The following is a 25,813-nucleotide window of genomic DNA, read 5'->3' on the forward strand; positions in this document are numbered from 1 at the left end:
TTCTTGCGATGGTCACCCCAGGCAGGCCGGGCCCGGGCGGCGCGCGCCGCCGCCTCCCGCGCGCCGTTTCAGGCCGCGTACACCGTCAACCGCTCCCGGAGCAGCGCGATCGTCGCGTCCGGCACCCCGAGCCCGTCCCGTACGTACGCCTCCATCGAACCGTGCCGCTCCGCGACCTCCTCAAGGCCCGCGTCCAGGTACTCCGGCAGGACGCCGATCATCGCGAGCGCCAGGTCGGGGTCGCCGCCCTGGGTGACGAAGCCCTCGATCAGCGGCGCGAACGCGTGCCGCACCGCCGGATTCACCGCCAGGTACTCCTCCCGCACCGTCGCCTCGTCCGCGCCGAGCAGCGCGAGCACCACCGTCGCCGCCCAGCCCGTACGGTCCTTGCCGGCCGTGCAGTGGAAGAGCAGCGGCCCGGCGCCCGGCGTCGCCAGCTCGACGAGCAGGGCGCGGTAGGAGGCGCGGGCGGAGGGGCTGCCGACGAAGGCCCGGTAGGTGCCCCGCATCGCCTCGATGATCCGCCCGCCCCCGAGGTGCTGCTCGGCGAGCGCCGGATCGGTGAGCAGCGTCTTCAGCCGCGCGGCCGGCGGCAGCCCGCTCGCCGCCAGGTGGTCGGCGAGCACGTCCGCGACGAGCAGCCGGGCGCCGTCCGGCAGCCGGTCGGGCCGGTCGGCGCGCTCGGCGGCGGTCCGCAGGTCGACGACGGTCCGCAGCTTCAGCCCCGCCACCGCGGCCTCGTCCGGCTCCAGCCGGTCCAGCTGCGCCGACCGCAGCACCAGGCCGCCCCGCACCGACCGCCCGTCCCCCAGCGGCACTCCGCCGAGGTCCCGGAGGTTGGCGACGGAGGCGGCGGCGATCGCGGGCATGGGCGGTACTCCTCCGAGGGGACAGGGCACTCTCTCCCGACCGTAACGGCCGGATCCCCACTCGGCACCAGCAGGCGGAGTAGTCCGTTCCGTACCACCGGGAGGCGGTCTGTCCGGTGATGCGGACGGGTGACAGCATGTCCCCGATGACGCACCCCCACTCGCCGCTGCGCGCCCTGAGAGCCGCCCTGTTCGCGGTGGTGTGCGTCATTCTGGCCGCAGTAGGGCATTCATCCATGTCTGTCCATGCACTCGCCCCGCGCACCCTCCTCGCCGCCTTCGCCGTCACGACCGCAGGCGCCTGGTGCGCGGCCGGCCGCCGCCGCGGCCCGCTCGCCTGCGCCGCCGGCATGCCGGCCGCCCAGGCCGCCCTGCACGCCACCTTCTCCCTGACGGGCGCCCACCAGGCGCCGGCGACGGGCCACGGGACGCACGCGGCGCACGGCACCACAGCCGCCACCCCCGACACACTCCTCGACGGAGGCGTCGGAATGCTCGCCGCCCACCTGCTGGCCGCACTGGTCTGCGGCCTGTGGCTGGCGCGCGGCGAGGCCGCGTTCTTCGCGCTGGCGGAGGGCGCGACCAGGCCGCTCCGGCGGCTGTTCGCCGCCCCGCCCGGGCCCGTCGCCGCCCCCGGCGACCCGCGTCGCCCGGTGCGCCGGCCGCGCCGGACCGCCCGGCGGCCGCACGTCGTCGTCCTCGCCTCCGTCCTCTCCCGACGGGGACCACCCCACCGCCCCCGCACCCGCGCCACGGCCCTCGGCCCACTCGTCTGACACCGCCGGGGGCCGCTTCCCCCTGCCCGACAGCAGGCCCCCACCGGCCCCACACGAGCCTCCGAGGACCCCCATGCCCATCGACGACCCCGCACGCCCCGACACGACCGAGAAGCCAACCTCCCCACCGCCCCGCCCCGGCGCGGCGGACGCGGCCGTCAACCCGGCCTCCCGACCGTCCCGCCCCGGCGCGGCGGACGCGGCCGAAGCGGCCGTCAACCCGGCCTCCCGACCGTCCCGCCCCGGCGCGGTGAACGCGGCCGAAGCGGCCGTCAACCCGGCCTCCCGACCGTCCCGCCCCGGCGCGGCGGACGCGGCCGAAGCGGCCGTCAACCCGGCCTCCCCACCGCCCCGCCCCAGCGCGGTCGACGCGACTGGCGCGATCGACGCGATCGACCCGGCCGAAACCTTCGGCGCGGCCGGTGCGGCCGGCACCCCGCCCTCCCCGCCCTCCCCGCCCTCGCGCCCCACCGCCTGGACGGCCCTCCGTCCCCTCCTCCTCCGGCTCCACTTCACCGCCGGGCTGCTCACCGCGCCCTTCCTCCTCGTGGCCGCGCTCAGCGGGCTGCTCTACGCGCTGTCCTTCCAGGCGGAGAAGGTCGCGTACGCGCACGAGCTCTCCGTGCCGGTCGGCGACACCGTCCTCCCGCTGGACCGGCAGGTCGGCATCGCCCGTGCGGCGAACCCGGACGGCACCGTCACCGCCGTGTGGCCGGGCGCCGAACCGGGCGCGACGACCCGCGTCCTGATGGCCGACCCCGACGCCCCCGAGGGCACCTCGCTCGCCGTCTTCGTCGACCCGTACACGGGCGACGTGCGCGGACGGCTGCCCAGCTACGGCAGCAGCGGCGCCCTGCCGCTCCGCACCTGGATCGACGGCCTGCACCGCGACCTCCACCTCGGCGAACCCGGCCGGATCTACAGCGAACTCGCCGCGAGCTGGCTCTTCGTGCTGGTCCTCGGCGGCCTCGCCCTCTGGTTCGCCCGGCGCCGCACCAGGCGGCGGGCGCTGCTGCTGCCGGAGCGCGGCCCCAGGTCCCGCCGCCGCACCCTCTCCTGGCACGGCTCGGTCGGCCTCTGGGCCGCCCTCGGCCTGCTGCTGCTCTCCGCGACCGGCCTGACCTGGTCCCGGTACGCCGGCGAGAACATCGGCGCCCTCCAGGACGGTCTCGGCGGCGCCACCCCCACCCTCTCGGCAGGCACGGCCGGCGTCGCGGGCGGCGAGCACGCGGGTCACGGCCCCGGCCACCAGCCGGCCGACCCCGCCCCGGCGCCGCCCACCGCCGACATCGGCGTCGACCGGGCCGTCGACGCCGCCCGCGCCGCCGGGATCGACAGCGCCTCGATAGCCGTCACGCTGCCCGCCGACGGCCGCGGTTACGTGGTCAAGGAGACCGACAAGCAGTTCCCGGTCGAACTGGACCAGGTCGCCGTGGACCCGGCCGACGGCACCGTCCTCGACCGGCTCGACTTCGCCGAGTACCCGCTCCTCGCGAAGCTGACCAGGATCGGCATCGACGCCCACACCGGCGTCTTCCTGGGCCTGTTCAACCAGCTGGCCCTCGCCGCGCTCGCCCTCGCGCTCGCCCTGATGATCCTCTGGGGCTACCGCATGTGGTGGCTGCGCCGCCCCCGCCGCCCGGTCGGCCGGGCCGCCTGGCGGAAGCTGCCGGTGACACTCCTGCTGCCGCTCGCGGCAGCGGCCGCGCTCCTCGGCTGGTTCGTCCCGCTGCTCGGGCTCAGCCTGCTGGTGCTCCTCGCGGCCGAACTCGTCCTCGCCCTGGTGACCCGGAACCGGAACCGGATCCGGATCCGGCGGGCGAGGACGCGCTAGGCCGAGGGCCTGGCAGCCGGGGCCAGGGCAGGTACTTGTAGCCGGCCCGCCGCACGGTCTGGATCGTGCGGCGGTGCTCGGCGCCCAACTTGCGGCGCAGCCGGGCCACGTGGACGTCGACCGTCCGCCCGTCGCCCACGTGCCCGTACCCCCGCACCGTCTGCACCAGCTGGTCGCGGGTGTGCACCCGGTACGGATGCCCCCCGTCGACGGTGGCGATCCGCCGCGCGTCGGCCGAAGGCCGCGGACCGGACAGGTCTCCGGTCGGGGTTTCGGAGGGCCGACGCGTTCCTCACGCGCCGGCAGCACCGGTCGTAGTCGTGGTGCTGACGGGAAGGCCGGAACGGCTCAAGGCCATGGCGACCCCGCGCGCTGTCGTTCCGCTCCGAGGGAACGCCAGAGCGAAGGGAAGCCCACGGGACGAGACGCCCGGCACCCGGCACACGAAAAGGTGCCCGCCGGGCGAACCGGCGGGCACCTCACGGAAACTGACGGGCGATCAGACCTGGCCGGCCTTCGCGAGCGCCTCGCAGCAGGTGTCCACGATGAGGCGGGTCACCACGTACGGGTCGACGTTCGCGTTCGGGCGGCGGTCCTCGATGTAGCCCTTCTGGTCCTGCTCGACCTGCCACGGGATGCGGACCGAGGCGCCGCGGTCCGAGACGCCGTAGGAGTACTCGTCCCACGGGGCGGTCTCGTGCAGGCCCGTCAGGCGCTCGTCGATGCCGGCGCCGTAGTTCTTGACGTGGTCGAGCGGCTTCGAGCCCTCGCCCAGCGACTCGCAGGCGGTGATGATCGCGTCGTAACCCTCGCGCATCGCCTTCGTGGAGAAGTTGGTGTGCGCGCCCGCGCCGTTCCAGTCGCCCTTCACCGGCTTCGGGTCGAGCGTCGCGGCGACGTTGAAGTCCTCGGCCGTGCGGTAGAGCAGCCAGCGGGCGATCCACAGCTGGTCGGAGACCTCCAGCGGGGACAGCGGGCCGACCTGGAACTCCCACTGGCCGGGCATGACCTCGGCGTTGATGCCGGAGATGCCGAGACCGGCCGTGAGGCAGTTCTCCAGGTGCGCCTCGACGATCGGACGGCCGTGGATCTCGTCCACGCCGACGCCGCAGTAGTAGCCGCCCTGCGGGGCCGGGAAGCCGTTGACCGGGAAGCCGAGCGGACGGGTGCCCTCGAAGAAGGTGTACTCCTGCTCGATGCCGAAGATCGGCTCCTGCGCGCCGTACTTCGTGGCGACCTCGGCGAGCGCGGCGCGGGTGTTGGAGGCGTGCGGGGTCATGTCCGTGTTGAGGACCTCGCACAGCACCAGGATGTCGTCGCCGCCGCGGATCGGGTCCGGGCAGGAGAAGACCGGCTTGAGGACGCGGTCCGACGCGTGACCCTCGGCCTGGTTGGTGCTGGAACCGTCGAAGCCCCAGATCGGCAGCTCCGCCAGCGCCCGGCCCTCGCCCGCGATGATCTTCGTCTTGGAACGAAGCTTCGCGGTCGGCTCGGTGCCGTCGATCCAGATGTACTCAGCCTTGAAGGTCACGGGGTCATCCTTAGGGCGTGGCGTGCTGCTGCGGGTGTCGTCCGCGGCGGCTCGCGGCGCTGCGAGAAGCTGCGGGGCGGCGCCGGACAACCAACCGGTGGCCCGGCCCGCCGCCCATGGCGCCTTTCGTGTGACCGCAGCTTCGCAACACGGGATTTCCCGACGGTTGCCCGTTTGTGAACCCCGTGTTACTCAGCCTTCCTGTGATACGCGCGCCGCCCGTGCGAGCCCGTGCGCGTCGAGCAGCGGGCCGAAACCGGCCGCCCGGATCCGGCGGACCAGCTCCTCGCCCGAGATGCCCAGCTCCTCGGCCGTCCGGCCCAGGTGCCAGTCGCGGGACGCCAGCCGGCGGAGCAGGTAACCCCTTCTGACCTGCGCGTCCGAGAGGCGGAAGGTCTTCAGGTAGGCCGTCCGCCCCTTGTGGTCGGTGATCAGCTCGCCGATGTGCTGCTCCCGCCCGTCCCGCAGGAACGGCGGCAGGAAGCGGTACAGGGAGAAGGACCCCGTCCGGTACGCCCGCTCGAAGGCGTACGGCGTCTCCAGGAGGTCCCGCGCCATCAGCCCGTCGTGCGCCACCGCCCAGCGCCGCTCCTGCTCCCGGGCCGCCGCCCGCAGGTCCGCGAGGTTCCGGATGCCGTCGGCGCCGTCCCGGATCCGGGCCGTGAATTCGGGCACCGGCGCCCCGTAGTGCGCGTACTGGTGCACCAGTTCGCCGTACAGGTCCTCCACCAGTGTCGGATGCAGCAGCCGGTAGTCCTCCGGATGCGGGACGACGAAGGCCGCGGCCAGCGCGTCCGCCGCGTACACCAGCACCCCGCACTGGCCCGGGTGCACCTCGAAGACCCGCAGCGCCTCCGCGAGCCCCGGCACGTCCACGCCCGCGTACGCCGCCTCCGCCCGCGGCGGGAGACCGCGCCGCAGCGCCTGCCGCGACCACTCCTCCCACAGCACCGACGGCCCGCCGAAGTGCAGCGAGAGGTAGCCGTCCAGGGCGAGGTGGAGCGGCAGGAAGCGCACCCGCCGCTCGCCGCGCCGCCGCTTGGCGAGCCGGTGGTGCGGGGCGCGCAGCGGCACGGCGGCCCGCGGCGCGTCCCCGAGCCGGGTGCCGTACGCCGCCTCCTCCTCCCGCCCCGTCCCCGACCGGTCGGCGACGAAGCCGTGCGGGACGTAGGAGGTGCAGACGGTGCCGTCGCCGACGTCCACGGGCGCGCCCACGGCGTCGTACACCTCCCGGCGCAGCCGCAGCCCCTCGACCGGCTCCTCCCGCACCAGCGGCACGAGCCGGATCCCGCCCCACACCTGCGCGGCCCGCACACCGAGCCCGGTGAGATCGATCCGGGTCACCGCCCCACCCCCTTCTCGTGCCCCGCCAGGAAGTCCGCCACCCGCCGGTCCAGATAGGCGCGCAGCTCCGTCAGCCCGGTCCGCCCCTCGGCGAACCCGGCGATCTCCACCAGCGCCGGCAGGTCCTCCGCGTCCCGGATACCGACCGCCGGCACCGAGGGCCCAAGCCGGCGCACGTCGAACACCCCGGCGTCGTATACGGGGTTCACGTGCACGGCCGCCGTCCGCCGCTCCGGGTCGAGCCGCGACCGCCACACCCGCAGCACCTCGCCCGCCAGGCCCGGCGGCGCGTTGTCCCAGCCGTCCGAGACGATCACGAGCCGCTCGGGCCGGCCGTCCAGCGCGTCGAGGATCCGCAGCCCCAGCGGAGTGGGCCCGTACGGCCTGACCAGCAGCGGATCCGTACCGCCCGAGGTCCACAGACCGGTGTACGCCCCCGGGGCCGCCAGCGCCTCCAGGAGGAAGTGGCAGCCGAGCGCCACCGCCAGCGGCCGGCGCCGCTTCACCGCCGAACCCGACGAGGAGAAGCTGTCGTCGAGGACGGCCGCGACCCGCCCCCAGCTCCCCGCGTACGGCCCCGCCGCCCGCCGCGCCGCCGCCCGCAGCACCCCGGTCAGCTCGGCCCGCCGCTCCGCCCGCTCGGCGAACGGCAGCGCGAGGACGTACAGCGCGAGCCGGGTCAGCGGCATCACGGCCAGGTCGGAGGCGCCGGCGGCCCGGCCGGCGGCCCGTTCGCTCCGCAGCCGTTCGAGCCGGGTCATCCGGGGCGCGATCCGCTCCAGGAACACCTCCCGCGCCACCCCGTGCTTCGCCGCGAACCCCTCGGCGACCGTGAACGGCAGCTCGTACAGCGCCTCCTCGGCGAAGTGGGCCCGCCGGTACGCCTCCAGGGTCCGGTTCTCGTACCGCACCCGGCGCCCGGGCGCGAAGAGGAAGTCGCCGGTCTCGGCGTCGGCCGGCGGCACGTGCGCGTGCTTGAGGGCGGCCTTCACCCCGGCCCGGTACTTCACGGCGTCGAGCGCCGGATCGGGCCGGGCGGCCAGCCACTCCCGCACGATCGCGCGCGTGCGCCGGTTGTTCACGCCGGCCTCCCGCAGCCGCCCGAAGAGCCGGTACACCCGCTGCGGCGCCATCCGCGCCAGCCGGGCCGCGACGAGCCGCCCCTCGCCGTCCCCGGCCTCGCCGGGCGTGCGCAGCAGCTGCTCGACGACGAGCGCGGCGTTGTGGTCGTTGATGTCGAGCGCGAGGCAGGCGGCGTACAGCGGCCGGTAGTTGACCCGTACGTACTCGTGCAGGAAGGCGAGCGACAGCCGCTGCTCGGCGGCGGAGGAGCGGAACTCCCGCTGTCCGGTGGCGGTCACGGCCGCGTTGACGAACAGCAGCACGTCCTCCGCGGCGACGAGCTCGGACACGGCGCCCCCCTGTCTTTCGCGTGTCGGGGTGCCGGCCGGGGAGAGGGAGCACGATCAGCGAAGACGTTGCTTTACAAGGCAGGTATCGGAAGTCGTACCGAAGTCCCGCGGCCGGCACCCGAGCACGCTAGACGCCACGGCCCCCCGACCGCCACCGCATTCCCGCGGCCCCCCGCCCCCACGGCAGACTGCTCCCATGCCCGACAACAGCACCACCCTCCCCGACCGTCCCCGCATAGGCCTCCTCGGCACCGGCCCCTGGGCCGCCCGCACCCACGCCCCGGCGCTCGCCGCCCACGAGGGCGTCGAGTTCGCCGGGGTGTGGGGCCGCCGCCCGGAGGCCGCCGCCGAACTGGCCGCGGCCCACGGCACGCGCGCGTACGACGACCTGGACGCCCTCCTCGACGCCTGCGACGCCGTCGCGTTCGCCCTCCCGCCGGACGTCCAGGCCCCGCTCGCCGCCCGCGCCGCCCGGGCCGGCCGCCACCTCCTCCTCGACAAGCCGCTGGCGACCACGGTCGAGGCGGCCCGCGAGGTCACGGAGGCGGTGACGGAGACGGGCGTCGCCTCGATCGTCTTCTGCACCCTGCGCTTCGCCCCGGAGACGGCCCGCTGGATCGAGGAGCAGCGGGCGACGGGCGGCTGGTACGTGGCCGAGGCCCGCTGGCTCGGCTCCCTGTACGGCCCCGGCGCCGACAGCCCGTACGCGGCGAGCCCCTGGCGCCGCGAGAGGGGCGGCCTCTGGGACGTCGGCCCCCACGTCCTCTCGGTCCTCGTCCCGATCCTCGGCGACGTCACCCGGGTGCGGGCGGCGAAGGGCCCGGACGACACCCACCACCTGATCCTCGGCCACTCGACGGGCGCGAGCAGCACGGCCACGCTCACCCTGAGCGCCCCGAAGGCGGCGGCGGGCGCGTCCCTCACCCTCCACGGCACGGCGGGCAGCACCACCCTCCCGGCCTGGAACGGCGCGCGGCCCGCCTACACCGAGGCGATCACCGCCCTCCTCACCGCGGCCCGCACCGGCACCCCCCACCCCTGCGACGCCCACTTCGCCCTCCGCCTCACCGAACTCCTCACGGAAGCGGAGACCCAGGCGAAGCCCCTCTGAAGGCCCACTAACCCCTCGGACCGCCACCCCTCCCGAGCGCGTCCCGAACGGCCTCCTCGGACCGCCCGACGACGGCGGTGCCGTCGTCGGCGGTGATGATCGGCCGCTGGATGAGCTTCGGGTGGGCGGAGAGCGCCTCGATCCACCGCTCCCGGTCACCCGGCTCCCGCCCCCACTCCTTCACGCCGAGCTCCTTGGCGACGGCCTCGCCGGTCCGCGTGATGTCCCACGGCTCAAGCCCCAGCCGTCCGAGGACGGCCCGGATCTCGTCCACGGAGGGCACGTCCTCCAGGTACTTCCGGACGGTGTACTCGACCCCCTCCGCATCGAGCAGGGTGAGGGCTCCGCGGCACTTGGAACAGGCCGGATTGATCCAGATCTCCATCCCCCCAAGGTACCGCCAAACCCCGTCCGACCAGGCCCGATTGTCAGTGCCCCGCACTAGAATGGGAGTCGAAGGCAAGGGCCCCGGGGAGGGCCCCCGCCACCGTTCGCCAGGAGGTAGCCCATGGCAGTCGCCGTGATCCGCAGGCCGTCCATCGAACCCTTCACGCCCGTCGAGAAGAAGGCCCTTCCGGCCGGCCGCCCCCGCGAGTGGTACGTCACGCACAACCGCCGCCTGAAGGCCATGCGCCTCGCGATCGCACTCCTCGACTCCGGCGTCTACGTCCCGAGGAAGGCCACGAACGCCACCATCCGCACCATGGCCGAGCGCATAGGCATCCACCCGCCCTCCAACCTCACCTGCCGCATGGTCCGCACCTTCATCCGCGACAAGAAGCACTGACGGCCCGTGCCGGAACGGCGAAGGCCGCCGCCCCGGGGATCCGGGGGCGGCGGCCTTCGTGGTGGTGCGGGGTGCCTCGCGGTTTAGAGGTCGTAGTAGAGCTCGAACTCGTGCGGGTGCGGGCGGAGCTGGATCGGCGCGATCTCGTGGGTGCGCTTGTAGTCGATCCAGGTCTCGATCAGGTCGGAGGTGAAGACGCCGCCGGCCTGGAGGTACTCGTTGTCCTCCTCCAGGGCCTTGAGCACGGCCTCCAGGTTGGTCGGGACCTGCGGGACGCCCGCGTGCTCCTCGGGGGCGAGCTCGTACAGGTCCTTGTCGATCGGCTCCATGGGCTCGATCTTGTTCTTGACGCCGTCGAGGCCCGCGAGGAGGAGGGCGGAGAAGGCGAGGTACGGGTTCGAGGACGGGTCCGGCGCGCGGAACTCGACGCGCTTGGCCTTCGGGTTCGAGCCCGTGATCGGGATGCGCATGGCGGCGGAGCGGTTGCGCTGCGAGTAGACCAGGTTGACCGGCGCCTCGAAGCCCGGGACCAGGCGGTGGTAGGAGTTCACCGTCGGGTTGGTGAAGGCGAGCAGCGACGGGGCGTGCTTGAGGATGCCGCCGATGTAGTAGCGGGCGGTGTCCGACAGGCCCGCGTAGCCGGCCTCGTCGTAGAACAGCGGGTCGCCGTTGGCCCACAGCGACTGGTGGACGTGCATGCCCGAGCCGTTGTCACCGAAGATCGGCTTCGGCATGAAGGTCGCGGACTTGCCGTTCCGCCAGGCGACGTTCTTGATGATGTACTTGAACAGCATCAGGTCGTCGGCCGCGGCGAGCAGCGTGTTGAACTTGTAGTTGATCTCGGCCTGGCCGGCGGTGCCCACCTCGTGGTGCTGGCGCTCGACCTGCAGGCCGACCTTCTCCAGCTCCAGGGACATCTCGGCGCGCAGGTCGGCGAAGTGGTCGACCGGCGGGGCCGGGAAGTAGCCGCCCTTGTAGCGGACCTTGTAGCCGCGGTTGTTCTCCTCGGAGCCGGTGTTCCAGGCGCCGGCCTCGGAGTCGATGTGGTAGAAGCCCTGGTTCGCGGAGGTCTCGAACCGCACCGAGTCGAAGACGTAGAACTCGGCCTCGGGGCCGAAGTACGCGGTGTCGGCGATGCCGGTGGAGGCCAGGTACGCCTCCGCCTTCTTCGCGATGTTCCGCGGGTCACGGCTGTACTGCTCGCCCGTGATCGGGTCGTGGATGAAGAAGTTGATGTTGAGCGTCTTGTCGCGGCGGAACGGGTCCAGGCGGGCCGTCGACAGGTCGGCGCGCAGCGACATGTCGGACTCGTGGATGGCCTGGAAGCCGCGGATCGACGAGCCGTCGAAGGCCAGCTCCTCGGACGGGTCGAAGGCCGTCGCCGGGATCGAGAAGTGCTGCATCACGCCGGGAAGGTCGCAGAAGCGGACGTCGACCATCTTGACGTCCTCGTCCTTGATGAACTTCGCGACTTCCTCGGCGTTCTGGAACCCGTGCTTGGACATCCAACTCCTCCTACTCCCGGCCCGGGGAGGGGCGGGGTTGCAGCTCGGTGATGCACCAGTGCGGTGGCGCACGCTCGGACCCGACCCTAGGCAGTCGGGATTTCTCAAGCATGACCCATTTGTTTCGTCGAAGTTAACCGGGGCGGCCGCGGCCGGCTCGTGTCGCGTCGCATCCGCACCCGGACCGAAGTGATCGAAAACGGGCGCAGTACGGTGGTCGGGTGGACAACAGGCAAGCACTCGGATCGTGGCTCTCCGGCCCCCGTGCCGCGGCGGAGCAAGCAGGCGTGGACTTCGGTTACCGGGGGCAGCAGCTGGGCCTCCCCGAGGAGGGTCCCGGCTCCATCGCCCGCCCCGGGGCGCGGCTCGGCGCGCTCGCCGTGGACTGGGGCCTGTGCCTGCTGATCGCATACGGTCTCATCACCGACGGCTACGGGCAGGCGACCAGCAACTGGGCCCTGCTCATCCTCTTCGCCCTGAGCGCCCTGACCGTCGGCACCGTCGGCGCCACCCCGGGCAAGCTCCTCTTCCGCCTGCGGGTCGTCTCGGTCGCGGGCGGCCGGCTCTCGCTGCCCCGCGCCGTGCTCCGCGCGGCCCTGACCTGCCTGGCGATCCCCGCCCTGGTCTGGGACCGGGACGGCCGCGGCCTCCACGACCGCTTCTCCGGGGCCGTCCAGGTACGCGTCTGACCCACGGCGAAAGGCGGTGCCCCGGACCTGTCGCAGGTCCGGGGCACCGCCTTTTCCGGTTCTCGGCACGTCTTCGTGCGCGTCAGCGCATCTTTCCGCCGCGCGGCATCTTCATGCCCTTGGGCATCGGGCCCTTCGGCAGCGGCATGTTGCTCATGAGGTCGCCCATCGCCCGGAGCCGGTCGTTCGCCGCCGTCACCTGGGGGCCGCTGAGCAGCCGGGGCAGCTTCAGCATCTTGGTGCGGACCTTCTTGAGCGGGACCTGGCCCTGCTCCTCGTCGTTGCCGACGATGATGTCCGTCACCGGCACGTCGACCAGGATGCGGGCCATCTTCTTCTTCTCGGCCACGAGGAGGGGCTTCAGCCGGTTCGGGTTGCCCTCGCCGACCAGGACGATGCCCTGTCGGCCGACGGCCCGGTGCACCACGTCCTGGCTGCGGTTCATCGCGACCGCCGGGGTGACCGTCCAGCCGCGCCCGATGTTCTGCAGCACCGCCGCGGCCGCGCCCGGCTGGCCCTCCATCTGTCCGAAGGCCGCCCGCTCGGCGCGCCGGCCGAAGACGATCGCCATCGCCAGGAGCGCCAGGACGAAGCCCAGGATGCCCAGGTAGACCGGGTGTCCGATCAGGAAGCCGATACCGAGGAGGACACCGAGTACGACGATGCCCACGCCGGCCACGACGAGCCCGACCTTGGGGTCGGCCTTCCGGGTCATCTTGTACGTGAGGGCGATCTGCTTCAGTCGCCCGGGGTTCGCGGCGTCAGCGCCGCCCGTGTTTGCCTTCCTCGCCATGCCTTGAAGTCTACGTGGCCCGGGACGTCCGGCCAGACGCGGCCTCCAGCACGTGCTGGGCCTCGACGCGGTCCTTGGCGCGGCGGCGGTCCTCCAGGACGGACGTCCAGGCGTTGCGGCGGGCGGTGCGCTGGCCGGCGCCCAGGAACAGGGCCTCGACGGCCCGCAGGGTGTCGGTGACGGACGGGAGGGCACTGACGCGGACGTGCGTCGACGCGGCCGGCATGAGGGGTCCTCTCTCGGGAGCGGGTGAGACGAGGTGGGGGAGCGAGCGGATGGTGGCGGTGCGTGGAACCATGCTCACAGAACGGTGTTACCAGCGCATGACCCGATGGTCAAACCCTGATGAAACGCTGATGTGGGACCCCCGTACGGCGGAGCGGCCCGTACCGCCCCGCTGAACTGCGGGGCCGTACGGGCCGCTCCTCCCGTCGCTCATACCGACGGGTAACAACGTGTGCGGGGACTCACACCGGACTCACGCCGGACTCACCTCGGACTCACACCGCCTGGGCGGCCTCCACCGCCGCGCCGCGCTTCTCGATCGCCTGCTGGTACAGACGGCCCGCGCGGTACGAGGAGCGGACCAGCGGGCCCGACATCACACCGGAGAAGCCGATCTGGTCGGCCTCCTCCTTGAGCTCCACGAACTCCTGCGGCTTCACCCAGCGCTCCACGGGGTGGTGCCGGACGGAGGGGCGCAGGTACTGGGTGATCGTGATGAGCTCGCAGCCCGCGTCGTGCAGCTGGCGGAGCGCCTCGCCGACCTCCTCGCGGGTCTCGCCCATGCCGAGGATCAAGTTGGACTTCGTGACCAGACCGTAGTCACGGGCCCGGGTGATGACGTCCAGGGAGCGCTCGTAGCGGAAGCCGGGGCGGATCCGCTTGAAGATCCGCGGGACCGTCTCGACGTTGTGCGCGAAGACCTCGGGGCGGGAGTCGAAGACCTCCTGGAGGAGCTCCGGCACCGCGTTGAAGTCGGGGGCGAGCAGCTCGACCTTGGTGCGGCCGGTGGCGCGCTCGGCGGTCTGCTGGTGGATCTGGCGCACGGTCTCGGCGTACAGCCAGGCGCCGCCGTCCTCCAGGTCGTCGCGGGCGACGCCGGTGATGGTGGCGTAGTTCAGGTCCATCGTGACGACGGACTCGCCCACGCGGCGCGGCTCGTCGCGGTCGAGGGCCTCCGGCTTGCCGGTGTCGATCTGGCAGAAGTCGCAGCGCCGGGTGCACTGGTCACCGCCGATGAGGAAGGTCGCCTCGCGGTCCTCCCAGCACTCGAAGATGTTGGGACAGCCCGCCTCCTGGCAGACCGTGTGCAGGCCCTCGCTCTTCACGAGGCTCTGCATCTTCGTGTACTCCGGACCCATCTTCGCGCGGGTCTTGATCCACTCGGGCTTGCGCTCGATGGGGGTCTGGGCGTTCCGGACCTCCAGGCGCAGCATCTTGCGTCCGTCGGGGGCGACTGCGGACACATCGGCTCCTGTAGCTTCGATTCTTCGGCGCACACCAGGGTACGCCCGTTGCTTCCATGCCTTGCTACGTCTGGCCAACCCGTGGCCAGAGCCCGGCATTCCTCAGGCGGACGCCGTCTCCACCGGCCGCTCGATCTCGCGCGGCTTGAGCTCCGCGTTCTCCAGCACGTCCCGCAGGTGCCGCTCGACCACCGGGAGGACCTCCTCGACGGTGATGTCGCGGCCCAGCTCGTTGGCGAGCGAGGCGACGCCCGCGTCGCGGATGCCGCACGGGATGATCCGGTCGAACCAGGCGTTGTCCGGGTTCACGTTCAAGGAGAAGCCGTGCATCGTGACGCCCTTGGCGACGCGGATGCCGATGGCGGCCAGCTTCCGGTCCTCGCGGCGCTGGCCGGCGTTGGAGGGGGCGTACTCGGGGCCGTGCAGCCGCGGGTCGAACTCCTCGTCGGTCAGGCGCGGGTCGAAGTCCAGCGAGAGCCCGCCGAGGGAGGGCCGCTGCTCGACCGGGTCGCCGAGGACCCAGACGCCGCTGCGCCCCTCGATCCGGGTGGTCGCCACGCCGAACTCGGCGGCGGTCCGGATCAGCGCCTCCTCCAGGCGGCGCACGTGCGCGACGACGTCCACCGGGCGGGGCAGCTTGAGGATCGGGTAGCCGACCAGCTGGCCGGGGCCGTGCCAGGTGATCTTGCCGCCGCGGTCGACGTCGACGACCGGGGTCCCGTCGAGCGGGCGCTCGCTGTCCTGCGTGCGCCGGCCCGCCGTGTAGACCGGCGGGTGTTCCAGGAGCAGACAGGTGTCGCCGATCTCGTCGGCGAAGCGCGCTGCGTGCACCTCGCGCTGCTTGTCCCAGGCCGTCCGGTACTCGACGGCGTCCGTGCCGAAGCCCAGGCGGACGAATTGCAGCTCACTCACGGCCATGCCTCCTCCTGGGTGCCCGCGGCCGGGTTCCGGGGATCGTCCCGGGGCGGGAGCCGGCCCGGCACCCTGCGTCTTTCGCGCCCCTGCCACTGTACGGCGGCGCGGCGCGAACCCATCGGGCAGGTGGAGACGGGGGCGGGGCGGGACCGCTGTCAGCGCGAAGTGGCAACGAGGGTTCCGGTTCCTCACACGATCGGATGAATGTGGGGCGAAGCTGGCGGTACGGGCCGGGATGACCGCTACATTCACGCCGTTCCATGAGGGTCGAAAACGGGCTGCCACCTGCGCCCGAGGGCAGGAGACCGCACAGCCGATGACGGAACGACCACCGCAGCGCGTCCCGAACCGCCAGCTCGCCGCGCTCATCACCGAGGCCGGGTTCTCCAACGCCGGGCTCGCCAGAAGGGTGGACCAGCTCGGTCTGGAGCACGGACTCGACCTGCGGTACGACAAGACCTCCGTGACCCGCTGGCTGCGCGGGCAGCAGCCGCGCGGCACCACCCCGGCCCTCATCGCCGAGGTCTTCACCCGCCGCCTCGGCCGCCGCCTCACCGCGCAGGACCTCGGCCTCGACGCCTGCGCCCCGGTCTACGCGGGCCTGGAGTTCGCCGCCACCCCCGAGGAGGCCGTCGACATCGTCAGCGGCCTGTGGCGCAAGGACTCCGGCAGCCACGCCGAACTCCGCAAGATCGCCTTCACCCCGGCCGGCCTCGTCGTGCCCAGCCGCGACTGGCTCATCGGCCGCGCCGACGACCGCGTCGCCCGCGGCGAGCCGGTGCCCCCGCCTCCGGTCCGCCCGGCCGCCCCCGGCGGCCCGGTCCGCCCGATCGGCACCCAGGACCCCCGGGTGCCGCAGCAGGGCCGCTACAGCGTCCCCCGCCAGCGCGGTACGGAACGCGGCCCCGGCCAGCGCGTCACCGGCGGCGACGTCGCCGCCCTCCGCTCCGTCGGCGACCTCTTCCGCACCCTCGACCACGCCTACGGCGGCGGCCACGCCCGCCAGGCCCTCGTCCGCTACCTGGAGCACGAGGCCGAGCCCATGCTCCGCGGCACCTACGGCGAGAACACCGGCCGACGCCTCTTCGCCGCCGCCGCCGACCTCACCCGGCTCGCCGGCTGGACCTCGTACGACATCGCCGCCCACGGCCTCGCCCAGCGCTACTTCGTCCAGGCGCTGCGCCTCGCCCAGGCCGCCGGGGACCGGGCCTACGGCTCGTACGTCCTGCTCACCATGAGCTGCCAGGCCGTCTACCTCGGCCACGGGCGCGAGGCCGTCCAGCTCGCCCGGGTCGCCCAGCAGGGCGTCGGCTCCGCCGCGCCCCCGGTCGTCCAGGCGATGCTGCACGCCATCGAGGCCCGGGGACACGCCGTCCTCTCCGAGTCCCGGGCGTGCAGCGCCGCCCTCGTGCGGGCCGAGCGGGCCCTGGAGTCGGCCCGGCCCGGCGACGAGGTGCCCTACTGGGCCCGCGCCTTCGACGAGGCCCAGCTCGCCGACGAGCTCGGCCACTGCCACCGCGACCTCCAGCAGTACCGCCCCGCCGCCCAGCACGCCGAGCGGGCCCTCCAGCTCAGCGCCCCCGGCTACGCCCGCAGCCGGCTCTTCTGCCGGGTCGTCCTCGCCACCGCCCGGCTCGCCCTCGGCGAGCTCGACCAGGCGTGCGCGCTCGGCGCCGAGGCCGCCCAGCAGGCCGCCGAGATGCGCTCGGCCCGCGCGATCGAGTACGTCCGCGACTTCGAGCGCCGCCTGGAGCCCTACCGCGACGCCCCGCCCGTCCGCACCTACCGCGACCGGGTCTCCACCCTCGGCTGACCGGGGCCCGGCGGGTCAGGCCGCGTCCTCCCCGGCCTCCTCCACGGCCGCGGGGCGCAGCCCCAGGTCGGCGAGGACGGCGTCCGCGGCGCGCTCCCCGGAGGCGAGCGTGGAGCGCAGGGTGCCCGCCGCGCGGTGGTCGCCGCAGACGTACAGGCCCGCGAGCAGCCGCACCGAGCGGCAGGGGTCGTGCGCCGGGGGAGTGGCCAGGAACGCGTCCCGGGTGTGGTGCAGGGCCAGCAGCTCCCATTCGTCCGTGGACGTCCCGTACAGCGCCGCCAGGTGCTTGCGGACCCGCCGCTCGGTGTCGTCCGGCGGCGTCCCGAGGACCGTCGAGGTGATCAGCGGCCGGCCGGCCGGCGCCCGCGTCGGGTCCACCGCGCTCATCACCGCCGTGTGCGCCACCGGCCCGCCCGGGTCCGACTCCAGGAGCAGTGTCGGGTCCGCCGTCGGCGCCACCGGCGCCGTGTGGTGCACCACCGTCACCGGGTGGTACGCCGGGACCCGCAGCCCCGGCAGGAGCGCGGCGGCCGACCGGGCACCCGTCGCGAGGACCACCGCCCGGCAGCCGACCGGCCCGTGCTCCGCCGTGTCGACCCGGGCCACCGACACCGCCGTGACCCGGACGCCGGTCCGCACCGTGCCCGGCGGCAGCAGCGCCGCGAGCCGCTCGGGGACCGCCGCCGCACCGCCCTCCGGCACCGACACCCGGCCCCGCGCGAAGGCCCGCAGCGCCAGGTCCGCCTGCCGGCTCGACACCGCCAGGTCAGGGTCGGCGAGCAGCGCCGCGAGCAGCGGCCGCAGCACCGTCTGCACGGTCCTGGCGGGCAGCCGGCCCGTCAGCGCCTCCCGCGCGGTCCGCTCGGGCCGGGCGAGCAGCCGCTGCGTCGGCGTCGCCGCGAGCCGTACCAGGGAGGCGCCGAGCCGCGCCTGGTCGAGCGAGGCCGCCGGATGCCGGGGGGCGCTCGCGAGGGCGCGCGCCACGGTGAACGCGCCCCTGCGGGCCCTCGGGTGCGGGGCGCCCCAGCGCGCGTACCGCCCGTCGGTGTGGACCAGCACCCCGGGCGCGAAGGGCCGCGGCACCACCCCGCCGAGCCCGGGCAGGGCCCGCAGCTCCTCCGGGGCGAGGGTGAGCAGCCGGCCCACCCGGTCGAGCCGGAAGCCGTCGGCCCAGCCGGTGGCGTGCCGGCCGCCGATGTGCGGCTCGGCCTCCAGGACGGCGACCGAGAGTCCCGCCCCGGTGAGCCGCCGGGCCGCCGTGAGCCCGGCGATCCCCGCGCCCACGACGACGACGTCGACGTCCTCGATGTCCTCCGTGACGCCGTCCGCGTGCTGTGCCTGCTGTGCGCTGCGTGCGGTACTGAGCACGTGCCCCTCCCCAGGTCTGCGCCGCCTGTTGGTGGCCTATGCCCCCAACAGGTCCCCGGAATGCCGGAGTTCGCGATCCATGTCGACTGGTGGGCACCGAGGGTAGGCAGCGCTCCCACGGCACAGGGCCCGCGCGCGGCGGGCTTGCCGGAGCACGGGGGAGCGCAGGGAGCGCTCGGGCGCGGCTCAGCGGGGCGCGGCGGCCCGGATCGACGCGTCGATGGTGGGGAAGGCGAAGGTGAAACCGGAGTCGAGGAGGCGGCGCGGGACCACCCGCTGGCTGCCGAGGACGTCGGCGGCGAAGTCCCCGAGGACGACCTTCAGGGCGGTGGCGGGCACCGGGAAAGGGGTCGGGCGGCGCAGGACGCGGCCCATGGCGGCGGTCACCTCGCGGTTGGTGACCGGCTCGGGGGCGGTGAGGTTCACCGGGCCCGAGAGCGTCGGAGTGTCCATCAGATGCCGCAGGGCGGCGACCTCGTCGTGGAGCGAGATGAACGACCAGTACTGCCGGCCGTCGCCCATCCGGCCGCCGATCCCCGCCCGGAAGACCGGGAAGAGCCGCCCCCAGGCGCCGCCCTGACGGGCCACCACCAGTCCGGTGCGGGCGTACGTCACCCGGATCCCGGCGTCCTCCGCGGGCGCCGCGGCGGCCTCCCACTCCACGCACACCGAGGGCAGGAAGCCGGTGCCGGCCGGGGCGCTCTCGTCCACCGCGCGGCTGCCGGTGTCGCCGTACCAGCCGAGGGCGGTGCCGCAGACCAGCGTCTCGGGCGGCTCGGCGAGCCCGGCGAGGGTCCGGGCGATCGCCGTGGTGCCGAGCACCCGGCTGTCCCGGATCTCCCGCTTGTACGCCTCGGTCCACCGGCGCTCGCCGACGCCGGCGCCCGCCAGGTGCACGACCGCGTCGACGCCGACGAGCCCGGCCCCGTCCACGTACAGCCGCTTCGGGTCCCACTCGACCTCGTCGGCGGTCCTGGCCGGGCGGCGGACGAGCCGCAGGACGTCGTGCCCGTCGGCGCGCAGGGAGCGGACGAGGGCGGCGCCGATCAGCCCGGAGGCCCCGGTGACGGCGACGCGCTTGCGGAGGGTGGAACGCTGCATGCCCCCATCCTGCCCGGTGGGCGGCCCGGCGTGGGAGAGTGGCCGCCATGACCGAGCCGGAGAGCTTCGTGATCCGCGCCGCCCTCCCGGGCGACGCCGAGCCGCTGGGCCTGCTGGACCGGGCGACCTGGTCGACGCTGCACGCGGTGGCGCCCGCGCCCTCGGAGCCGTACCCGCCGTTCTTCGACGAGCGCCACCGGCCGGAGGACTTCCTGGTCGCCGAGCGGTCCGGCATCCTTCTCGGGTACGTGCGGGTGGTGCGGCCGACCCCGCTCGACTCCAACGCCCACGTCCGCCAGATCCAGGGCCTCGCCGTCGCCGACGCGGCCCGGGGCCAGGGGGTGGGCCGCGCCCTGCTGCGGGCCGCCCTGGCGAAGGCCCGGGCCGACGGCGCCACCCGGATCACCCTGCGGGTCCTCGGCCGCAACGGGCCGGCCCGCGCCCTCTACGAGGCCGAGGGCTTTGCGGTGGAGGGGGTTCTGCCGGGCGAGTTCGTCCTCGACGGCGAGCCCGCCGACGACGTCCTGATGGGCCGCTCGCTCACCTAGAACCGTTCCACAGCGCCACCCCGCCCATCAGCTCGCGCAGGCAGCGCAGGGCGAGGGCGGCGGGGGAGTCGGGGCCCTCGGCGGGGGCGTCGGACTCGGACCAGGTCTCCAGGGCGATGCGGATCGCGTCGGTGGCGGCCGCCGCGGTGAGCCGGACCTCCAGGGGGTCGGCCCCGGGGCCGGCGAGGGCGGTCAGGACCTCGCGGAGCCGTTCCTCCGACTCCTGGTTGACCCGGTACCAGACGGCCCGCAGCGCCGGGTCCTCCGCCGAGGCGCGCAGCAGGCCCCGGGTCCAGCGCAGGCCCTCGGCCCCGGCCTCGTCGGCCGGGGTGAGGGAGGCGGCGATCGAGCCCTCCAGGGCGGCCGCCAGGGGCGTGCCGGGGGCGGTGGCGGCGAGCGACTCCCGCCAGCGGTCGGCGCCGCCGGCGAGGAGGGGGGCGACGGCGTCCTGCTTGGAGCGGAAGTAGCGGTAGAAGGTGCGCAGCGCGACGCCGGCCCGCTGGGCGATGGACTCCGCGGTGGTGCCGTCGGGCCCGTCCTCGCTGAACAGCTCGGCCGCCGCGCGGGCGATGTCCAGCTGGGTGGCGGCCTTGCGGCGCTGGGTCAGGGAGGGCGGCGCGGTCGTCGGCCCGGCTCGGTTGCTCACCGTACGAGGGTACGCCCCGGAGCCGTGGGAGTGCATGAAATGCAAAGATGGCAAAACGTGCCACTTCGGCGTACGGTGGTCGCCAGGCAAGGAAGCTTGACATCGAGAGGTCGCCGCCATGAACCAGCTCACCCGTTACGAAGGACGCCGCGCACTCGTCACCGGCGGAGGCTCCGGCATCGGCCAGGCCACCGTCCTGCGCATGCTCGCCGAGGGCGGCCGCGTCGTCGCCGCCGACATCAGCGAGGACGGCCTGAAGGACACCGTGGCCAAGGCCGGCGACGCCGCCGGCCGGCTGAGCACCGTCCTTGTGAACGTCGCCGACGAGGAGTCCGTACGCGCCGGCGTCGCCGCCGCCGTCACCGCCCTCGGCGGCCTGGACGTGCTGGTCAACGCGGCCGGCGTGCTCCGCTCCTCGCACACCCACGAGACCAGCCTCGACTCCTTCGAGCAGGTGCTCCGGATCAACCTCACCGGCACCTTCCTCGTGATCCGCGAGGCGATCCCGGCGCTCCTGGAGGGCGACGGCGCCGCCGTCGTCAACTTCTCCTCCACGTCCGCGATGTTCGCCCACCCCTACATGGCGGCCTACGCGGCCAGCAAGGGCGGCATCCAGTCCATGACCCACGCGCTCGCCGCCGAGTACGCCAAGCAGGGCATCCGCTTCACCGCCGTCCAGCCCGGCTCCATCTCCTCCGGCATGACCGACGGCTCCGGCGCCAGCAGGCAGTCGATCGGCCCCGGCCTCCCCGCCGACGCCGACATGGCGCTCTTCATGAAGCTCGCCCCCGCCCTCGGCCAGGGCTTCGCCGGCCCCGAGACCGTCGCCGGCGTCGTCGCGATGCTCGCCTCCGAGGACGGCCGCTTCATCACCGGCACCGAGGTCCGCGTCGACGGCGGCACCCACTTCTGAGCACCGCCCCCCGGTTCGGGCCCGGCCCGCCGGTCAGGGCCTGAACCGCTCCCACAGCCGGGGCAGCCGGGCCGCCAGGGCCTCCTCGTCCGCCAGATCCAGCGGTACGCCCTCCGGGTCGCCGTCCGGCATCGTGATCCCCAGGTCCGGCGTCTCCGTCCCGGTCAGCGTCTCGTACGCCTCGTCCGCCGCGAAACCGAGCTCCTCGCCGTCCCCGTCCAGCTCCGGGTCGAACTCCTCCAGGAGCTCCGCGAGTTCGTCCGGATCGGCGACCCCACCCTCGTACACCTCCCGGCCCTGCCCGATCAGCCAGCAGCGGAAGGCGTCGAAGCCCTCCTCGCCCGCCCCCGCCCCGTCGAGCAGCACCGCCGCCGCACCCCACACGTCCCAGTGGTACGCGCGGTTGAACCGGGCCTCGAAATGGCGCGCGTAGTCGAGCACCGTGTCCGGATCCAGCCGGGTCAGCCGCTCCACGAGCAGATCCGCCTGCTCCTCGGGATCGCCCTCGGCGTCCTCGCGGGTGGCGTCGATGATCTCCCAGAACTCGGTCTCGTCCATCACGGCACCAGCATCCTGGTTCCCCGACCCCGACGCACCCGGAAAGTCCGGATTCCCCCGCCGATCCATCCGGACAGAAGATGTCGGGTATTCCTGCGAGCCTGAGGCCATGAGCACCGACAAGATCACCGAAACGAAGCCGCTGCACGGACGGATCTGCCTGGTCGCCGGGGCCACCCGGGGCGCCGGACGGGCCATCGCCGTCCAGCTCGGCGCCGCCGGAGCCACCGTCTACGTCACCGGCCGCACCACCCGCGAGAAGCTCAGCGAGGTCGGCCGCGCCACCGAGACCATCGAGGAGACCGCCGAACTGGTGACCGCCGCCGGCGGCCGGGGCACCGCCGTCCCCACCGACCACCTCGACCCCGGGCAGGTCCGCGCCCTCGTCGACCGGATCGACCGCGAGCACGGCCGGCTCGACGTCCTCGTCAACGACGTCTGGGGCGGCGAACACCTCCTCGTCTTCGGGAAGAAGACCTGGGAGAACGACCTCGACGGCGGCCTCAGGATGCTCGAACTCGGCGTGCGGACCCACGCCATCACCTCGCACCTCGCGATCCCGCTGCTGATCCGCAACCCCGGCGGACTCGTCGTCGAGGTCACCGACGGCACCGCCGACTACAACGGCACCCGCTTCCGCGAGAACCTCTACTACGACCTCACCAAGAACGCGCCGATCCGGATGGCCTTCGGCCTCGCGAAGGAACTGGAGGAGTTCGGCGGTACGGCCGTCGCCGTCACCCCCGGCTGGCTCAGGTCCGAACAGATGCTCGCCGGCTTCGGCGTCACCGAGGAGAACTGGCGCGACGCCACCGCGAAGGTCCCCGACTTCGCCGTCTCCGAATCACCGGTGTACGTGGGCCGGGCCGTCGCCGCCCTCGCCGCCGACCCCGACCGGCACCGCTGGACCGGCCGCTCGCTCTCCAGCGGCGGCCTCGCGAAGGAGTACGGCTTCACCGACGCGGACGGCTCCCGCCCCGACGCCTGGGGCTTCATCGTCGCGTCCGAGACGGGGAAGCCGGACGTGGCCGACTACCGGTAGCGCTCCGCCGCCGCCCGCGCCGCCTCGGCGAACCGCGCCCGCAAGGAGGCCGGAGCCACCAGCTCCGCCTCCGGGCCGAGCCCGAAGAGCTGCCCGAAGGCGACCTCCTCGCTCTCCACCCGGAGCGTCGCCGTCACCCGGCCCTCCGCGTCCGGCACGGCCCCCGCCAGCGCCTCCCCGGCCGCCGCCCGGTCCGTCACGTACGGCAGCCGGCGCGCCCCCTCCGGCGTCAGCCGCACCACCACCTCGGCCCGCAGCAGCGAGCGCGCGAACTCCGCCGCGCGCTCCGCCCAGAAGGCCGCCAGATCGAAGTCGGGGTCGCGCTCGAACCGCTCCTCGCCCACCGCCACCGCCGTGAACCGGTCCACCCGGTAGGTGCGGTACGCGCTCCCGGCGCGGGCGCACACGTACCAGACCCCCGCCTTGAGCACGAGCCCGTACGGCGCGAGCTCCCGCTCCACCTCCTCGCCGTCCCGCCGCCGGTAGCGCACCGCCAGCGACCGGTCGTCCCAGACCGCCTCCGCCACCGCCGGCAGCAGCTCCGGCGTCACCGGCTCCTGGTACCAGCCCGGCGCGTCCAGGAAGAACCGGCGGGCCGCCGAACCCGGTGCGTCCGCCAGCGAGGGCAGCAGCGCCGCCGACACCTTCAGCCGGGCCGCCGAGGCCGCGTCCTGGAGGCCCATGTCCCGCAGCGCGCCCGGCAGCCCGGAGAGGAACAGCGCCTCGGCCTCGTCACGGGCGAGCCCGGTCAGCCGCGTACGGTACCCGCCCACCAGCCGGTACCCGCCCGCCCGGCCCCGGTCCGCGTACACCGGGACCCCCGCCTCCGAGAGGGCGAGGGCGTCCCGTGTGACGGTCCGCTCCGACACCTCCAGCTCGGCGGCGAGCTCGGCCGCCGTCATGGAGGCACGGTTCTGGAGCAGCAGGACCATCTTGATCAGCCGGGCGGCGCGCATGGCCGTCATTCTCCCGTTTTCCGCTCCGCCGGTGCGGCGCTTCGAGGAGCGGACGGGGTGGTTCCGGGCTAACGTGCCCTCAGGTCAGTTCTGGAGCAGGGACACCCGCGACGACCGAGGACAGGCGTATGACGGTACAACCCCGTGAGCAGTGGACCACGCGTGCCGGATTCCTGATGGCGGCGATCGGATCCGCCATCGGTCTGGGCAACATCTGGAGATTCCCGGCCGTCGCCTACGAGAACGGCGGCGGCGCCTTCCTCCTGCCGTATCTGATCGCCCTGCTCACCGCCGGCATCCCCTTGCTGATCATGGAGTACACGATCGGCCGCAAGTACCGGATGTCACCCCCGGCGGCACTGCGCCGAATGTCCCGGCCCGCCGAGGTCATCGGCTGGTGGCAGGTGGTGATCTCGTTCGTGATCGCCACCTACTACGCGGTCATCATCGCCTGGGCCGTGCGGTACGTCGGCTTCTCGGTGGGACAGCAGTGGGGCGACGACCCGCAGGCGTTCCTCTTCGGCGACTTCCTGGAGGTGGCCGAGAAGCCGGGCGCGGTGTCGAGTTACGTGCCCGGGGTGCTCTGGCCCCTGATCGCCGTCTGGGTCGTCGTGCTCGTCATCCTGGCGTTCGGCATCCGGCGCGGCGTCGAGCGCGCCAACCGGATCTTCATCCCGCTGCTCGTCGTCTTCTTCGCGGCCCTGGTGATCCGGGCGCTGACCCTGGACGGCGCCGCCGCCGGGCTCGACGCGCTCTTCTCACCCGACTGGTCGGAACTGGGCAACGGCAGCGTGTGGGTCGCCGCGTACGGGCAGATCTTCTTCTCGCTGTCGATCGGCTTCGGCATCATGGTGACGTACGCCTCCTACCTCGGGCGCAGGGCGGACATCACCGGCTCCGCGATGGTGGCCGGCTTCGCCAACAGCTCCTTCGAGATCCTCGCGGGCATCGGCGTCTTCGCGACGCTCGGCTACCTGGCCACCGCCTCGGGCGTCCCGGTGGGCGAGGTCGCCAGCGCGGGCCTCGGGCTCGCGTTCGTCGCCTTCCCCGCCGTCATCTCCGAGATGCCGCTGGGCGGCCTGTTCGGCGTCCTCTTCTTCTGCTCCCTGGTGGTCGCCGGACTGTCCTCGCTGATCTCCATCGTCCAGGTGGTCGTCTCCGCGGTGCAGGACCGCACCGGAATGCGCCGGATCCCCGCCGTGTTCGGCATCGGCGGCCTGGTGGCGCTCGTCTCGATCCTGCTCTTCCCGACCGACGAGGGGCTGTACCTGCTCGACGCCTCCGACCACTTCATCAACGCGTACGGCATCGCGCTGGCCGCCCTGGTCGCCCTCGTCGTCATCGTCTGGCTGCTGCGGCAGCTGCCCGCGCTCCAGCGGAACGCGGACGCCACCTCGGCGATCGCCCTCGGCCACTGGTGGCGGATCTGTCTCGGCGTCATCACCCCGCTGGTGCTCGGCTGGATGATGATCGACAGCCTGCGCAAGGAGTTCGACGAGAACTACGAGGGCTACTCGACCGGCTTCCTGCTCACCGCCGGCTGGGGCGTCGCCCTCGGTGCCCTGGTCATCGGAGTGATCCTCGCCCTGATCCCCTGGAAGGCGGGCGGCGAGGACATCGACCTCGACATGGAGGCACCGGAAGAAAGGAAGGAGCCCTGATGTCGGCAGGCGCCATCGTCATGATGATCATCGCCATCGCCATCGTGTGGGGCGGTCTGATCGCCGCCATCATCCGGCTGCGACGGCACGCCCCCGAGCCCGAGCCCCCGCCGCCGGGAGTCCGGCCGGCCGAGTGACCGGCGAACGGGTGGGGCCCCGCCGCGACAGTCTT

At 73.8% G+C, this 25,813-nt stretch carries 26 protein-coding genes and 1 pseudogene; 11 read left to right on the forward strand and 16 right to left on the reverse strand.

From position 1 onward, the window contains the following. Positions 1–68 precede the first annotated feature (68 nt). On the reverse strand, positions 69–869 hold the full coding sequence (locus HHL19_RS03915; RefSeq protein ID WP_169085490.1) for a tyrosine-protein phosphatase: 801 nt from the start codon (positions 867–869) through the stop codon (positions 69–71). A 236-nt stretch (positions 870–1,105) separates the two neighbouring features. On the opposite strand from HHL19_RS03915, the gene HHL19_RS03920 reads away from it, so the two are divergent. Next, positions 1,106–1,645: a hypothetical protein gene (locus tag HHL19_RS03920; protein ID WP_240981387.1), complete on the forward strand. Its 540-nt coding sequence runs from the start codon at positions 1,106–1,108 to the stop codon at positions 1,643–1,645. A gap of 73 nt (positions 1,646–1,718) precedes the next feature. Continuing rightward, positions 1,719–3,479: a PepSY domain-containing protein gene (locus HHL19_RS03925; protein WP_169085494.1), complete on the forward strand. Its 1,761-nt coding sequence runs from the start codon at positions 1,719–1,721 to the stop codon at positions 3,477–3,479. Positions 3,480–3,504: 25 nt separating this feature from the next. Here the strand turns inward: HHL19_RS03925 and HHL19_RS03930 are convergent. The 4 genes and pseudogenes from HHL19_RS03930 to HHL19_RS03945 all read right to left on the reverse strand — a co-directional run. Beyond that, positions 3,505–3,678, reverse strand: a pseudogene (locus tag HHL19_RS03930) (winged helix-turn-helix domain-containing protein); the annotation flags it as partial. Positions 3,679–3,978: 300 nt separating this feature from the next. Further along, positions 3,979–5,010, reverse strand: a complete 1,032-nt coding sequence (glnII, locus tag HHL19_RS03935; RefSeq protein ID WP_169085496.1) for a glutamine synthetase — start codon at positions 5,008–5,010, stop codon at positions 3,979–3,981. Positions 5,011–5,202: 192 nt separating this feature from the next. Then, on the reverse strand, positions 5,203–6,354 hold the full coding sequence (locus HHL19_RS03940) for a hypothetical protein (RefSeq protein ID WP_169085498.1): 1,152 nt from the start codon (positions 6,352–6,354) through the stop codon (positions 5,203–5,205). Beyond that, positions 6,351–7,766 carry a hypothetical protein gene (locus tag HHL19_RS03945; protein ID WP_169085500.1) on the reverse strand — a complete coding sequence of 472 codons (1,416 nt, stop codon included), beginning with the start codon at positions 7,764–7,766 and terminating at the stop codon, positions 6,351–6,353. Before HHL19_RS03945 ends, HHL19_RS03940 begins: the two co-directional genes overlap by 4 nt. Positions 7,767–7,962: 196 nt before the next feature. On the opposite strand from HHL19_RS03945, the gene HHL19_RS03950 reads away from it, so the two are divergent. Then, positions 7,963–8,877 (forward strand): Gfo/Idh/MocA family oxidoreductase, encoded by a 915-nt coding sequence (locus HHL19_RS03950; protein WP_169085502.1) that lies wholly within the window; start codon positions 7,963–7,965, stop codon positions 8,875–8,877. A gap of 7 nt (positions 8,878–8,884) precedes the next feature. Here HHL19_RS03950 and HHL19_RS03955 read toward each other — a convergent pair whose 3' ends face one another. Continuing rightward, the gene (locus tag HHL19_RS03955; protein ID WP_169085504.1) at positions 8,885–9,262 is read right to left on the reverse strand and encodes an arsenate reductase family protein; all 378 of its coding nucleotides are present in this window, start codon (positions 9,260–9,262) and stop codon (positions 8,885–8,887) included. A gap of 123 nt (positions 9,263–9,385) precedes the next feature. On the opposite strand from HHL19_RS03955, the gene HHL19_RS03960 reads away from it, so the two are divergent. After that, the gene (locus tag HHL19_RS03960) at positions 9,386–9,664 is read left to right on the forward strand and encodes a hypothetical protein (RefSeq protein WP_169085505.1); all 279 of its coding nucleotides are present in this window, start codon (positions 9,386–9,388) and stop codon (positions 9,662–9,664) included. Between the two features lie 83 nt (positions 9,665–9,747). Here HHL19_RS03960 and glnA read toward each other — a convergent pair whose 3' ends face one another. Further along, a complete protein-coding gene (gene glnA, locus HHL19_RS03965) occupies positions 9,748–11,169 on the reverse strand; it encodes a type I glutamate--ammonia ligase (RefSeq protein ID WP_169085507.1) in 1,422 nt (473 codons plus the stop codon). A 221-nt stretch (positions 11,170–11,390) separates the two neighbouring features. Here glnA and HHL19_RS03970 point away from each other — a divergent pair, with 221 nt between their 5' ends. After that, the gene (locus HHL19_RS03970; RefSeq protein WP_169085509.1) at positions 11,391–11,858 is read left to right on the forward strand and encodes an RDD family protein; all 468 of its coding nucleotides are present in this window, start codon (positions 11,391–11,393) and stop codon (positions 11,856–11,858) included. 82 nt (positions 11,859–11,940) lie between these two features. Here the strand turns inward: HHL19_RS03970 and HHL19_RS03975 are convergent, their stop codons facing one another. The 4 genes from HHL19_RS03975 to lipB all read right to left on the reverse strand — a co-directional run bounded on the left by HHL19_RS03975 (position 11,941) and on the right by lipB (position 15,032). Then, positions 11,941–12,651 (reverse strand): DUF4191 domain-containing protein, encoded by a 711-nt coding sequence (locus HHL19_RS03975; RefSeq protein WP_169085510.1) that lies wholly within the window; start codon positions 12,649–12,651, stop codon positions 11,941–11,943. Between the two features lie 10 nt (positions 12,652–12,661). Next, on the reverse strand, positions 12,662–12,877 hold the full coding sequence (locus HHL19_RS03980) for a hypothetical protein (protein ID WP_169086293.1): 216 nt from the start codon (positions 12,875–12,877) through the stop codon (positions 12,662–12,664). Between the two features lie 274 nt (positions 12,878–13,151). Then, the gene (gene lipA / locus HHL19_RS03985; protein WP_169085512.1) at positions 13,152–14,120 is read right to left on the reverse strand and encodes a lipoyl synthase; all 969 of its coding nucleotides are present in this window, start codon (positions 14,118–14,120) and stop codon (positions 13,152–13,154) included. Between the two features lie 102 nt (positions 14,121–14,222). Beyond that, positions 14,223–15,032, reverse strand: a complete 810-nt coding sequence (lipB, locus tag HHL19_RS03990; protein WP_169085514.1) for a lipoyl(octanoyl) transferase LipB — start codon at positions 15,030–15,032, stop codon at positions 14,223–14,225. 319 nt (positions 15,033–15,351) lie between these two features. Between lipB and HHL19_RS03995 the strand changes: the two genes are divergently transcribed. Next, positions 15,352–16,848: a regulator gene (locus HHL19_RS03995; protein WP_169085516.1), complete on the forward strand. Its 1,497-nt coding sequence runs from the start codon at positions 15,352–15,354 to the stop codon at positions 16,846–16,848. 15 nt (positions 16,849–16,863) lie between these two features. Here HHL19_RS03995 and HHL19_RS04000 read toward each other — a convergent pair whose 3' ends face one another. Continuing rightward, complete coding sequence (locus HHL19_RS04000; protein WP_169085518.1) at positions 16,864–18,216, reverse strand: NAD(P)/FAD-dependent oxidoreductase; 1,353 nt, start codon at positions 18,214–18,216, stop codon at positions 16,864–16,866. 186 nt (positions 18,217–18,402) lie between these two features. Continuing rightward, on the reverse strand, positions 18,403–19,317 hold the full coding sequence (locus tag HHL19_RS04005) for a TIGR01777 family oxidoreductase (protein WP_169085519.1): 915 nt from the start codon (positions 19,315–19,317) through the stop codon (positions 18,403–18,405). Positions 19,318–19,364: 47 nt separating this feature from the next. Between HHL19_RS04005 and HHL19_RS04010 the strand changes: the two genes are divergently transcribed. Beyond that, positions 19,365–19,865 (forward strand): GNAT family N-acetyltransferase, encoded by a 501-nt coding sequence (locus HHL19_RS04010; protein ID WP_169085521.1) that lies wholly within the window; start codon positions 19,365–19,367, stop codon positions 19,863–19,865. Here HHL19_RS04010 and HHL19_RS04015 read toward each other — a convergent pair. Further along, on the reverse strand, positions 19,858–20,547 hold the full coding sequence (locus tag HHL19_RS04015) for a TetR family transcriptional regulator (RefSeq protein WP_169085523.1): 690 nt from the start codon (positions 20,545–20,547) through the stop codon (positions 19,858–19,860). The two genes, HHL19_RS04010 and HHL19_RS04015, sit on opposite strands and share 8 nt — an antisense overlap. A gap of 82 nt (positions 20,548–20,629) precedes the next feature. On the opposite strand from HHL19_RS04015, the gene HHL19_RS04020 reads away from it, so the two are divergent. Next, complete coding sequence (locus tag HHL19_RS04020) at positions 20,630–21,424, forward strand: SDR family NAD(P)-dependent oxidoreductase (RefSeq protein WP_169085525.1); 795 nt, start codon at positions 20,630–20,632, stop codon at positions 21,422–21,424. A gap of 33 nt (positions 21,425–21,457) precedes the next feature. Here the strand turns inward: HHL19_RS04020 and HHL19_RS04025 are convergent, their stop codons facing one another. Then, complete coding sequence (locus HHL19_RS04025) at positions 21,458–21,982, reverse strand: DUF4240 domain-containing protein (RefSeq protein ID WP_206324649.1); 525 nt, start codon at positions 21,980–21,982, stop codon at positions 21,458–21,460. A 109-nt stretch (positions 21,983–22,091) separates the two neighbouring features. Here HHL19_RS04025 and HHL19_RS04030 point away from each other — a divergent pair, with 109 nt between their 5' ends. Further along, a complete protein-coding gene (locus HHL19_RS04030) occupies positions 22,092–23,024 on the forward strand; it encodes an SDR family oxidoreductase (protein WP_206324499.1) in 933 nt (310 codons plus the stop codon). Here HHL19_RS04030 and HHL19_RS04035 read toward each other — a convergent pair. Continuing rightward, positions 23,015–23,980, reverse strand: coding sequence for a WYL domain-containing protein (locus HHL19_RS04035; RefSeq protein ID WP_169085528.1), 966 nt, complete (start codon positions 23,978–23,980; stop codon positions 23,015–23,017). The two genes, HHL19_RS04030 and HHL19_RS04035, sit on opposite strands and share 10 nt — an antisense overlap. A 128-nt stretch (positions 23,981–24,108) precedes the next feature. Here HHL19_RS04035 and HHL19_RS04040 point away from each other — a divergent pair, with 128 nt between their 5' ends. Next, positions 24,109–25,641, forward strand: a complete 1,533-nt coding sequence (locus HHL19_RS04040; protein ID WP_169085530.1) for a sodium-dependent transporter — start codon at positions 24,109–24,111, stop codon at positions 25,639–25,641. Further along, complete coding sequence (locus HHL19_RS04045; protein WP_169085532.1) at positions 25,641–25,778, forward strand: methionine/alanine import family NSS transporter small subunit; 138 nt, start codon at positions 25,641–25,643, stop codon at positions 25,776–25,778. Before HHL19_RS04040 ends, HHL19_RS04045 begins: the two co-directional genes overlap by 1 nt. The last annotated feature ends 35 nt before the right edge of the window (positions 25,779–25,813 follow it).

The sequence above is a fragment of the Streptomyces sp. R302 genome (assembly GCF_012927245.1).
Taxonomy (GTDB): domain Bacteria; phylum Actinomycetota; class Actinomycetes; order Streptomycetales; family Streptomycetaceae; genus Streptomyces.

Coding starts and splice junctions, on each gene's coding strand:
- HHL19_RS04015 (WP_169085523.1), bottom strand. CDS start 20,547: ATGCACTCCCACGGCTCCGGGGCGTACCCTCGTACGGTGAGCAACCGA.
- HHL19_RS04040 (WP_169085530.1), top strand. CDS start 24,109: ATGACGGTACAACCCCGTGAGCAGTGGACCACGCGTGCCGGATTCCTG.
- HHL19_RS03925 (WP_169085494.1), top strand. CDS start 1,719: ATGCCCATCGACGACCCCGCACGCCCCGACACGACCGAGAAGCCAACC.
- HHL19_RS04045 (WP_169085532.1), top strand. CDS start 25,641: ATGTCGGCAGGCGCCATCGTCATGATGATCATCGCCATCGCCATCGTG.
- HHL19_RS03960 (WP_169085505.1), top strand. CDS start 9,386: ATGGCAGTCGCCGTGATCCGCAGGCCGTCCATCGAACCCTTCACGCCC.
- glnA (WP_169085507.1), bottom strand. CDS start 11,169: ATGTCCAAGCACGGGTTCCAGAACGCCGAGGAAGTCGCGAAGTTCATC.
- HHL19_RS04020 (WP_169085525.1), top strand. CDS start 20,630: ATGAACCAGCTCACCCGTTACGAAGGACGCCGCGCACTCGTCACCGGC.
- HHL19_RS03955 (WP_169085504.1), bottom strand. CDS start 9,262: ATGGAGATCTGGATCAATCCGGCCTGTTCCAAGTGCCGCGGAGCCCTC.
- HHL19_RS04010 (WP_169085521.1), top strand. CDS start 19,365: ATGACCGAGCCGGAGAGCTTCGTGATCCGCGCCGCCCTCCCGGGCGAC.
- HHL19_RS04035 (WP_169085528.1), bottom strand. CDS start 23,980: ATGCGCGCCGCCCGGCTGATCAAGATGGTCCTGCTGCTCCAGAACCGT.
- HHL19_RS03995 (WP_169085516.1), top strand. CDS start 15,352: ATGACGGAACGACCACCGCAGCGCGTCCCGAACCGCCAGCTCGCCGCG.
- HHL19_RS03980 (WP_169086293.1), bottom strand. CDS start 12,877: ATGCCGGCCGCGTCGACGCACGTCCGCGTCAGTGCCCTCCCGTCCGTC.
- HHL19_RS03915 (WP_169085490.1), bottom strand. CDS start 869: ATGCCCGCGATCGCCGCCGCCTCCGTCGCCAACCTCCGGGACCTCGGC.
- HHL19_RS04005 (WP_169085519.1), bottom strand. CDS start 19,317: ATGCAGCGTTCCACCCTCCGCAAGCGCGTCGCCGTCACCGGGGCCTCC.
- HHL19_RS03950 (WP_169085502.1), top strand. CDS start 7,963: ATGCCCGACAACAGCACCACCCTCCCCGACCGTCCCCGCATAGGCCTC.
- HHL19_RS04025 (WP_206324649.1), bottom strand. CDS start 21,982: ATGGACGAGACCGAGTTCTGGGAGATCATCGACGCCACCCGCGAGGAC.
- HHL19_RS04030 (WP_206324499.1), top strand. CDS start 22,092: ATGAGCACCGACAAGATCACCGAAACGAAGCCGCTGCACGGACGGATC.
- HHL19_RS03975 (WP_169085510.1), bottom strand. CDS start 12,651: ATGGCGAGGAAGGCAAACACGGGCGGCGCTGACGCCGCGAACCCCGGG.
- HHL19_RS03920 (WP_240981387.1), top strand. CDS start 1,106: ATGTCTGTCCATGCACTCGCCCCGCGCACCCTCCTCGCCGCCTTCGCC.